Source organism: Streptomyces sp. NPDC088194 (genome assembly GCF_040702025.1).
Lineage (GTDB): Bacteria > Actinomycetota > Actinomycetes > Streptomycetales > Streptomycetaceae > Actinacidiphila.
In genome coordinates, this window is the sequence record NZ_JBFBIV010000177.1 from 1 (window position 1) to 8,853 (window position 8,853).

General features: G+C 74.3%; 5 protein-coding genes, 1 tRNA gene and 1 pseudogene. 6 read left to right on the forward strand and 1 reads right to left on the reverse strand.

All coding sequences use genetic code 11. The annotated features are described in order from the left end of the window. Positions 1–1,310, reverse strand: a 1,310-nt coding sequence (locus AB0399_RS39825; RefSeq protein ID WP_366414612.1) for a protein kinase, incomplete at its 3' end; no start/stop codon positions are given. A gap of 146 nt (positions 1,311–1,456) precedes the next feature. On the opposite strand from AB0399_RS39825, the gene AB0399_RS39830 reads away from it, so the two are divergent. From AB0399_RS39830 to AB0399_RS39855, 6 genes and pseudogenes are all read left to right on the forward strand, one after another. Next, positions 1,457–1,529 (forward strand) — tRNA-Ala (locus tag AB0399_RS39830). Positions 1,530–1,667: 138 nt separating this feature from the next. Beyond that, entirely contained in the window at positions 1,668–2,144 is a 477-nt protein-coding gene (locus AB0399_RS39835) for a hypothetical protein (protein WP_366414613.1), read from the forward strand. A gap of 353 nt (positions 2,145–2,497) precedes the next feature. Further along, positions 2,498–3,148 (forward strand): hypothetical protein, encoded by a 651-nt coding sequence (locus AB0399_RS39840; protein WP_366414614.1) that lies wholly within the window; start codon positions 2,498–2,500, stop codon positions 3,146–3,148. Positions 3,149–3,236: 88 nt separating this feature from the next. Continuing rightward, the gene (locus AB0399_RS39845; protein WP_366414615.1) at positions 3,237–6,848 is read left to right on the forward strand and encodes a BTAD domain-containing putative transcriptional regulator; all 3,612 of its coding nucleotides are present in this window, start codon (positions 3,237–3,239) and stop codon (positions 6,846–6,848) included. A gap of 226 nt (positions 6,849–7,074) precedes the next feature. Beyond that, positions 7,075–8,688 carry an MFS transporter gene (locus AB0399_RS39850; protein ID WP_366414616.1) on the forward strand — a complete coding sequence of 538 codons (1,614 nt, stop codon included), beginning with the start codon at positions 7,075–7,077 and terminating at the stop codon, positions 8,686–8,688. Between the two features lie 74 nt (positions 8,689–8,762). After that, positions 8,763–8,853: pseudogene (locus AB0399_RS39855) on the forward strand (response regulator); the annotation flags it as partial.

Here is an 8,853-nt window from a genome sequence, read left to right on the forward strand (position 1 = left end):
GGGCGGGTGGGCGGGTGGGTCGGGGGCCCCTGCGGGCTGTCGGGCGCCATGGCGGGCGCGGGGACGGCCTCCGAGGCCGCGGCAGGGGTCGGGGCGGCGTGGCGCGCCTGGCGGCGCTTTCCGGGCGGCTGCGGGGCGGGTACGGACTCCGGGTACTCCGGGTACGGCGTCCCGGCAGGCAGCCGTGGGGCTCGGGCGGCCGAGGACTGGGCCTGGGCGGCGCCGGTCGGGTCGGGAGTGGGAGCTGCGGGACCGGGTGTCGCGGGGCCGTGGGGCGCGGAGCCTTGGGCCGGCGGGTACGGGAACGACGGTTGCGGGGCGGCGGGTTGGGCCGATTCTGCGGGCCCTGCGGATTCCGCGGGCTCTGCGGGCTCTGCGGGCGGGCCGGACAGGTCGATGGTCAGCGGGCCGCCGGCCACCCGGTCCGCGACGGTCGGCCCGTCCGGGCCGAAGCCCGGGGGCAGCGGGCCGATCTGGTCGAAGATCTCCACCGGTTCCTCGCCGTGCGCACCCTCCGGCAGCAGTTCCATGGCAGCCCCCAGCGCCTTGCGCGCGCCCGTCGCCGTACGGAACCGCGCGTACGGGTCCGGCTGGAGCAGGGTGCCGACCACCTGCCACAGCGGGCCCGGCACGCCCAACGGCGCCGGGGGCATGCCCATCTCCAGGAACCGGTCCTGCACCGCCTGCGCGTCCGGCTTCCGGCCGCCCAGCAGGTAGAGCGTGACGAGGCCGGTCGCGTACAGGTCCGCCGCGAAGTCCGGTTCGGCGCCGAGCAGTTGCTCCGGGGCGAAGTAGCCGGGGGTGCCGACCACGTAGTTGGTCTCTGTCAGCCGGGCGTCGCCCTTGCGCATCGCGATCCCGAAGTCCGACAGCCGCACGTGCGGGGCGCGCGTGCCGGTCGCCTCCAGCAGGACGTTGGCGGGCTTGATGTCCCGGTGCACGATGCCCTCGGCGTGTACCGCGGTCAGCCCGGCCAGCAGCTGGTCGAGCAGCACGCACACGAACCGCGGCGGCAGCGGGCCGTACTCCCCGACCAGGTGCGACAGCGACCCGCCGCACACCAGGTCCATGGTGAACAGCACCTTGTCGTCGTCCGCGGCCCAGCTCGCCGGGGCCAGCACATGCGGGTGGTCGATCCGCATCGCCTGCTCCCGTACGAAGCGCAGCAGCGCGTGGGCGTCACTCTGCTGGAGCACCTTCGCGGCCACGTATCGCCGCCTGCGCCGGTCCCATGCCCGCCACACCGCCCCGACCCCGCCGTGCCCGATCGGGTCCACCAGCTCGTACCGACCCGCGAAGACCTCGCCCATGGCCTGCCGTCCGCCCCCTTCACCGACCCCGATCCGTCGGACCCGACTCTGCCAGTGCCCCCGCCCGGGCGCGAGGGTGCCACCCGTCCCACCCCCTCAACCCGTTTCAGCTCGACCCCCCGCAACGGGTACGCTGTCTGCGACACGGGGCCTTAGCTCAGTTGGTAGAGCGCTGCCTTTGCAAGGCAGATGTCAGGAGTTCGAATCTCCTAGGCTCCACCGTGTGCTTCGCAGTTCAGCGGCCCCTTCACCCGTCTCGGGCGAAGGGGCCGCTGACCGTTCGGCACGTATACCGCACCCATTGGTGGCAGGGACGGCGCTACGGTGTGACCGCTCGGACTTGATCTCGGGGGGAACATGCGCATCCGTATCGCCGTCGTGTCCGTCGCCGCGCTGGTCGCGCTGGCCGGCTGCTCGTCGAGCCACCATCACGACGATGCCGGGACGGCCACTCCCGCGACGGCCGCATCGAGCAGCGGCTCGACACCCACCGCGATCAGCCGCGCCACCCCGAGCGGCGCCGCGGGTGCCGGCAAGGACGAACTCGTCGCGGCGGTCCGGACCTATTCCACGGCCTACTTCGCGCCGGACGCTGACAAGGGCTACGCCATGCTGTCCAAGCGCTGCCAGGCCAAGACCGACAAGCACACCTACGGCCAGGAACTCCAGCAGAGCGTCACCGCGTACGGCCACCAGAAGCTCAAGACCGTCACGGTGGACCGGCTCTCCGGCACCCTCGGCACCGTCACTTACACGTACGACAACAGCCTCCTTGACCAGGACGGCCAGGCGTGGGCCCTGGAGAACGGTGCGTGGCGGTACGACGCCTGCTAGGCGGTACGCCGCCGCGACGGCAGCAAGCCCGGACACCGGGACAGCCGGCAGCGGGTTCGGGCCCGCGACACCGTCCTTGCAGTTCTGGCCCGCCGTGGCGTGGTGTTGAGGTGAGCCCTCAACGCCTGGGGAGGACCGGTGGGCCCGGGAGAGCCCCGTTGGCCGGACGGTCCCGAGACGCTCGCGCGGTCGATACTCACCCACCTCGACGCGATCGCTGGAACCCGCCATGTGGGCGGAGGGGCCGCGTTCGTTCGCGCGTCCCCCATGCCCCTCGCCCTTTCGCGCGCGGGGCATGGGGAGATCGCCCGGCCGGGGAAAGGCGGTGGCTGGGGGGCTGGGATGGTGGGGGGATGGTGGAGATGGATGCGGTGGTCGAGGTGGCGGGGCAGGTGGGGGCGGCGCCGTGGGAGGTCGCCTCTGGGGTGCCGGCTTACGGGTGGGTACGGGTGTCCGGGCGGATGACGGCGGCGGAGGTCGGGACCGTGCTGGCGACCATGGCGGTGTACGGGGGATTGCTCGGGGACGAGGGGGCGGCGGTGGGGGCCGCGGAGTTGGTGCGGGGGCTGCTGGCGGTGGAGAAGGTCATCGCGCCGGGCGGGCTGCGGGTGCGGGACGAGGGGACCGGGGCCGTGGTGGTTCCGGGATGCTGCTCGGGGTTGGAGGACTGGCGGGAGTGGTGTGAGGTCGCCGACGGGGGCGAGGGTCCGTGGCTCGGACACGACCCGGCGCCGTGGTTCGAGCGGGACGGCGCGGTGGTGCGGGTGTGGCCGGACGGACCGGTGGTGGGTCCGGCGGTCGTCGGGCCTCAGGTGGGGCCGCCGGTGGAGATCGCGCCGTCGGAGTTGCCCGGGTTGCTGGCGGGGGTGCAGAGGGAACTGCGGGGGTTCCTCGCGCGGACCGAGGAGTGGGCCGCGCGCCATGCGCCGGGGCTCGGTGCCTCGCTGGTCGCCAAGCTCGACGCGGACCTGGGCGTCGGCGGCGGAATGGCGCTTCCTGGCTGAGGGCGGCCCGGGACCGGGGGCGGGGTGCCGGCGCGGGGCGATTCGTCGAACCTGGGCCCTGGGCCGCGGGTGCGACAGAATCGGAGGTGTGGTGATATTCGGGATTCTGGGGGCGACGCGGGTCATCGGTGTCGATGGCGCCGAGGTCGGGCTGGGTGGGCCACGCCGGCGGGCCGTGCTCGCCCTGCTCGCGCTGGATGCCGGGCGGGTGGTGGGGGCGGATCGGCTGATCAGCGGCTTGTACGGGGTGGACGTGCCGGCCGGGGCCGCGAACGCGGTGCAGTCGCAGATCTCGCGGCTGCGCCAGGTACTGCCGGTGGCGGTGGAGGGGCACCCGTCGGGGTACCGCCTCGCGGCGGAGCCGGATCAGGTGGACGCGTACCGGTTCGAGCGGCTGGCGCGGCGCGGGCGAGAGGCGCTGGCGGCCGGGCAGCCGGACGTGGCCGCGGGGCGGCTGCGGGACGCCCTCGGATTGTGGCGGGGCCCCGCGCTGGCGGATGTGGGGGACGCGCCGTTCGTGGTGGCCCAGGCGGCGCGGTGGGAAGAGCTGCGGCTGGGGGCGGTGGAGGACCGGGTCGACGCGGAGTTGGCGCTCGGCCGGCATCGCGAGGTGGTCGCGGAACTGGGGGAGTTGGTGGCCGCGCATCCCCTGCGGGAGCGGCTGCGGGGGCAGTTGATGCGGGCGCTGTACGGCAGCGGGCGGCAGGCGGAGGCGCTGGCGGCGTACGACGTCGCCCGGCGGGAGCTGGCCGATTCGCTGGGGGCCGACCCGGGGCCGGAGCTGGCGGCGGTCCACCTCGCGGTGCTGCGCGGCGACCCGGCGCTGATGCCGGACCGGTCGCTGGACCTGTCGCCGGACCGGCCGTTGGGTGGAGCGATCAGCGGGTCACCGGGCAGCCCGGCCGTCGGGACAGGTACGTCGGAGCTGCCCGCGTCCGCCGGTTCGACGGCGCCGGGCGGCACCACGCCCGCGCCCCCCTCCCCGGACGGGCCCGCGGCCGTACCGCTCGGGACAACCGCGCATGTTCCACGTGAAACAGTCCCGGAGGCTCATGTTCCACGTGGAACATCGCCGCGGGCCCACCACGAACTTCCGGCCCAGCTCACCAGCTTCGTCGGCCGCGAGACGGAAATCGCCCGGCTCGGCGAGCAGTTGGCGCACCGCCGGCTGATCACGCTGATCGGCCCCGGCGGCGCGGGCAAGACCCGGCTCGCGGTCGAGGTGGCCGGGCGGCATCCGGACGACGTGAGGTTCGTGGAACTGGCCGGCCTCGACGATGGCGCAGCCTTGGCCCGAGCTGTCCTCGCCGGCCTCGGACTTCGCGAGGGCGGGCTGTTGCCGGCCGGCGGCCCGGGGGCCGCGACCACCTCCGGCGCCGCGGGCGGCGGCGGCAGCGCCACCCCCGACCCGCTGGCCCGGATCACAGCCGCGCTGGCCGATCGCCCGCTGCTGCTCGTACTCGACAACTGCGAGCACGTGGTGGCCGAGGCCGCCTACTTCGTCGAGCGCCTGCTCGCCGGGTTGCCCCTGCTCCGGGTCCTCGCCACCAGCCGCGAAGCGCTCGGCATCAACGGCGAGGTGCTCTGCCCGGTGCCGACTCTGGCGCTTCCGCAGCCGGGCGCCGACCGTGGCATGGTGCTCGCCTCCCCCGCCGTGCGGCTCTTCGTGGCGCGTGCCGAGGCCGTCCGTCCCGACTTCGACCCGACCGCCGACCCGGCGACCGTGGACGCCGTGCTGCGGCTGTGCACCGCCCTCGACGGACTGCCGCTGGCGATCGAGCTGGCCGCGGCCCGGCTGCGTTCGCTGTCGGTCGTCGACATCGCCGCCCGGCTCGGCGCGCTGCCCGCCACCGACGACGAGGTGCCGTACAGCCTCGGCGTGCGGCCGGACGCGCTCTTCCGGCTGCTGTCCCGTGGCAGCCGCACCGCGCAGCCGCGTCAGCGCACCCTGCGTGGGGTCGTGGAGTGGAGCTGGGAGCTGCTCCCGGCGGACGAGCGGGCGGTGCTGCGCCGTGCTTCGGTCTTCGCCGGCGGATGGACGCTGGCCGCCGCGGAGGCGGTCTGCGCGGACCAGCCCGAGCAGCCGTCCGACCCACTTGACCAGTCCGACCGGACCGGCGCCGACGGGAGCCGTCCTCCCGCCGCCGGCACTCCCCGCATCGCCCCGGACGACGTCCTCGACCTGATCGCCGCGCTCGTCGAGAAGTCCCTCGTGGTGGCCCAGCAGCCCGACCCCTCCGGCCGGGTCCGCTACCGCATGCTGGAGTCGATCCGCGCCTACGGCGCCGAGCGGCTGGCCGAAGCAGGCGAGGCCGGGCGCACCCAACGGGCCCACATCGCCTACTTCCTGGACTTCGCGCTCGACGCCGACCCGTACCTGCGCCGCGCAGAACAGGTGGAGTGGCTGCGGCTGTACTCCGACGACAACGACAACTTCCGGGCCGCCCTGCACCGCTCCCTCGCCGCCGGCGACATCCCCGCCACGATGCGGCTGATCGCGGCGCTGTCGTCGTACTGGCTGCTGCGCGGGGTGCGTTACGAGGGATTCAGGGCCGCTCGGCAGGTGCTCGCGGAACTCGGACCGAACCCGCCGGAGGGCATGGAGGAGGAGTACGCCCTCTGCGTGCTGGCCGTGGTCGGCGCGCTCTCCGACGCCGAGGCGTACGCCGAACACGTGGCGGCGGCCACCGTCGTCGTCGACCGGATGCAGCGGATATCCCGGCGCTTCCCCGTCCTCACGCTGCTGTGGGCGCCGTTCGCGGGGGCGCCGGACGAGAGCCTCGACACCCTCGCGGTGCTGGAGGAGGTGCTCTCCGAGCGGGACGACCCGTGGTACCGCGCGCTGGGCCACCTCGGCGCCGGCTTCCAGGCGTGGATGTCGCACGCCGACGCGGACTCCGCGCAGCGCGAATGCGGCCTCGCCTTCGAGTACTTCGAGCAGCGGGGCGACCGCTGGGGCATGATCACCTGCCTCAACGTGCTCGCCGATCTCGCCGACTACCGCGGCCGGCTCCAAGAGGCCATCGACCTGCTCGGCCGCGCCCTGCAACTGGCCGAGGAACTGGACTCCGCCCTGGACATGGCCGAACTGCTCTGCAACCGCGCCGCGTACAGCCTGCAGGCGGAGGAGTACGAGGCCGCGACCGCGTACTGCGAGCGGGCCCTGCAACTGTCCCGGCGGGCCGGCTCGCCGGAGACGCTGGCGATGGCCCACCTCGGGCTCGGCGAGGCCGCCCGGCTGGCCGGCGACCTCACGAGGGCACGGGCGCTGTGCGAGCAGGCACTCCAGGAGTGCCCGCGCGGCTGGTTCTCCAGCGACAGCATGCGTTCCTCGGCGCTGGTCGCACTCGGGCGGATCGCGGTGGCCAAGGGCGACGCGGCAGGTGCCCGGGACCGGCTCCGGGAGGCGGCCACGAACGGTGGGGTGTCGATGCAGTTCCCGATGACCGGCGCGCTCGTGGCCGTGGCCGCCGCCGGGCTCGCGATGCTGACCGGCGACCCGCACCGGGCCGCGTTGCTGCTCGGCGCCGCGCACGCCCTGCGCGGGGGCCCGCCCGGCGGACCCGACGCCCGGGCCGCGGACGCCGCCGCTCGTACGGCACTGGGCGACGGCCGTTACGAGCAGGCGTACGCGAGCACCGCCGGGCTGGACCGGGCGGCCGCGCTCGCCCGGGCGACGGAGTACCTCGTGGGCGTGTGACGCGACTCGCGGTCGCTGCGCCCCACTCCTGCCCGCTGCTCCCCGCGCCGGCCGGCCGCTCACCGCCCCGGCACCACCCCTGCGACCCCCAGCGCGTCCCGCGGAACCCGCGCGCACAGCACCCGACCCGCGCGCACAGCCCCCCGACCTGCACGGACATCCGCTGTCAGCGCGCGGTGCGCCGCCGGTCAGCGCGCGGTCAGCGCCCCCGCCCACGCTCGTCCCCATGACGACGACATCTCCGACCCCGACGCCCGGTGCGGTGGCCGGGGGCCGCCGCTGGGCCGTACTGGCCATCTGCTGCGTGGCCGCCGCCCTCCTCGGCATCGACAACAGCGTGCTGAACTACGCGCTGCCGAGCCTGTCCGACCAGCTCCATCCGTCCTCCACGCAACTGCTGTGGATCGTCGACGTGTACGGCTTCGTCCTCGGCGGTCTGCTGATCTTCGCGGGCAGCCTGGGCGACCGGATCGGCCGCAAGCGGCTGCTGCTGATGGGTGTGGCCGGCTTCGGCGCCGCCTCCGCGCTCACCGCCTACGCCGACGGCCCGGGGACGCTGATCGCCTCCCGCGCGCTGCTCGGCGTCGCGGGGGCGACGATCATGCCCTCCACGCTGTCCCTGGTCCGCAACGCCTTCACCGACCCCAAGGAGCGCACCACCGCGATCGGGGTGAGCAGCGGCGTCGGCGCGGCCAGCTTCGCGCTCGGCCCGGTCGTCGGCGGTCTGCTGCTCGACCATTTCTGGTGGGGTTCGGTCTTCCTGATCAACGTGCCGTTGATGGCACTGGTGCTGGCGGTCGGCACGGTCATCCTGCCGGAGTCCAGGAACCCGCACCCGGGCCGGCTCGACTGGATCAGCGTGCCGCTGTCGATCGTCGGGATGCTCGGCATCATCTACGCGATCAAGACCGCCGCCCGCAACGGCGTCGACGACCCCGCGGTGTGGATCAGCGCGGTGGTCGGGGCGATCTCCCTGACCACCTTCCTGCGCCGTCAGAGGCGGCTCGCCGTGCCCCTGCTGGACCTGAGGTTCTTCCGCAACGCGGCGTTCTCCGGTGCCCTGGCCTCGAACACCGTCGCGCTGTTCACCTCGTCCACGCTCTCGCTGGCCTGCTCGCTCTACTTCCAGGTCGTGCACGGGTGGTCGCCGCTCATGGCGGGCCTCGCGCTGCTGCCCGGTCCGCTCTCGGCGGCCGTCGGGGCGCCCGCCTCCTCGGTGCTGGTCCACCGCGTGGGCCGGGCCCGTACGGTCGCGCTCGGCCTGCTGCTGATGTCCGTGAGCACCGCGGCGCTCGCCCGGGTCACCCCGCACACCGACTACTGGCACCTGCTGCCGATCCTCGTCGTGAACGGCCTCGGCATCACCTTCACCTTCGCCGTCACCTCCGACACGATCCTGGCGAGCGTGTCCAGGAAGCGGGTTGGTGCGGCCGCGGCGATCTCCGAGACCGGCATGGAGCTGGGCGGCGCGCTCGGCATCGCGATCCTCGGCTCGGTGCTCACCACCCTGTACCGCAACGACCTGCGGCTGCCGGGGCAGCTGAGCGCCGATCAGAGGTCGGCGGCCCGTGAGTCCGTGGCGGGCGGGGTGCAGACGGGAGGGCAGCTCGCCGGGGCGACCGGGCAGCACGTCGTGGACGCGGCCCGGCAGGCGTTCACCCACAGCATGCACATCACCATGCTGGCCGCCGCGGCGGTGATGCTGGTCGGCGCGGTGTTCGCGCTGCGCATGCTCAAGGGCGTCCCCGCCGTGCTGGACCAGCACGCCGAAGACGCCGACCCGATGATGCCGGAGCAGTCGGGCGCCGGTTCGGAAGCGGAGCACGCGGCGACGGCCTGAGCCGAGCGGCCACCGCGCCGCCCGGGCATCCACTCCCGATGTCCACCGGGTCCCCGACGTCCACCAGATCCCCGACGTTCCGCGGATACGCGGCCGGTGCGGTCGACTACATCTCCAAGCCGTTCGACCCGTGGGTGCTGCGCGCCAAGGTCTCGGTGTTCGTGG

Bases quoted from the DNA above. Each gene is read 5' to 3' on its own strand.
- AB0399_RS39835 (WP_366414613.1), top strand. From the start codon at position 1,668: ATGCGCATCCGTATCGCCGTCGTGTCCGTCGCCGCGCTGGTCGCGCTG.
- AB0399_RS39840 (WP_366414614.1), top strand. From the start codon at position 2,498: ATGGTGGAGATGGATGCGGTGGTCGAGGTGGCGGGGCAGGTGGGGGCG.
- AB0399_RS39850 (WP_366414616.1), top strand. From the start codon at position 7,075: ATGACGACGACATCTCCGACCCCGACGCCCGGTGCGGTGGCCGGGGGC.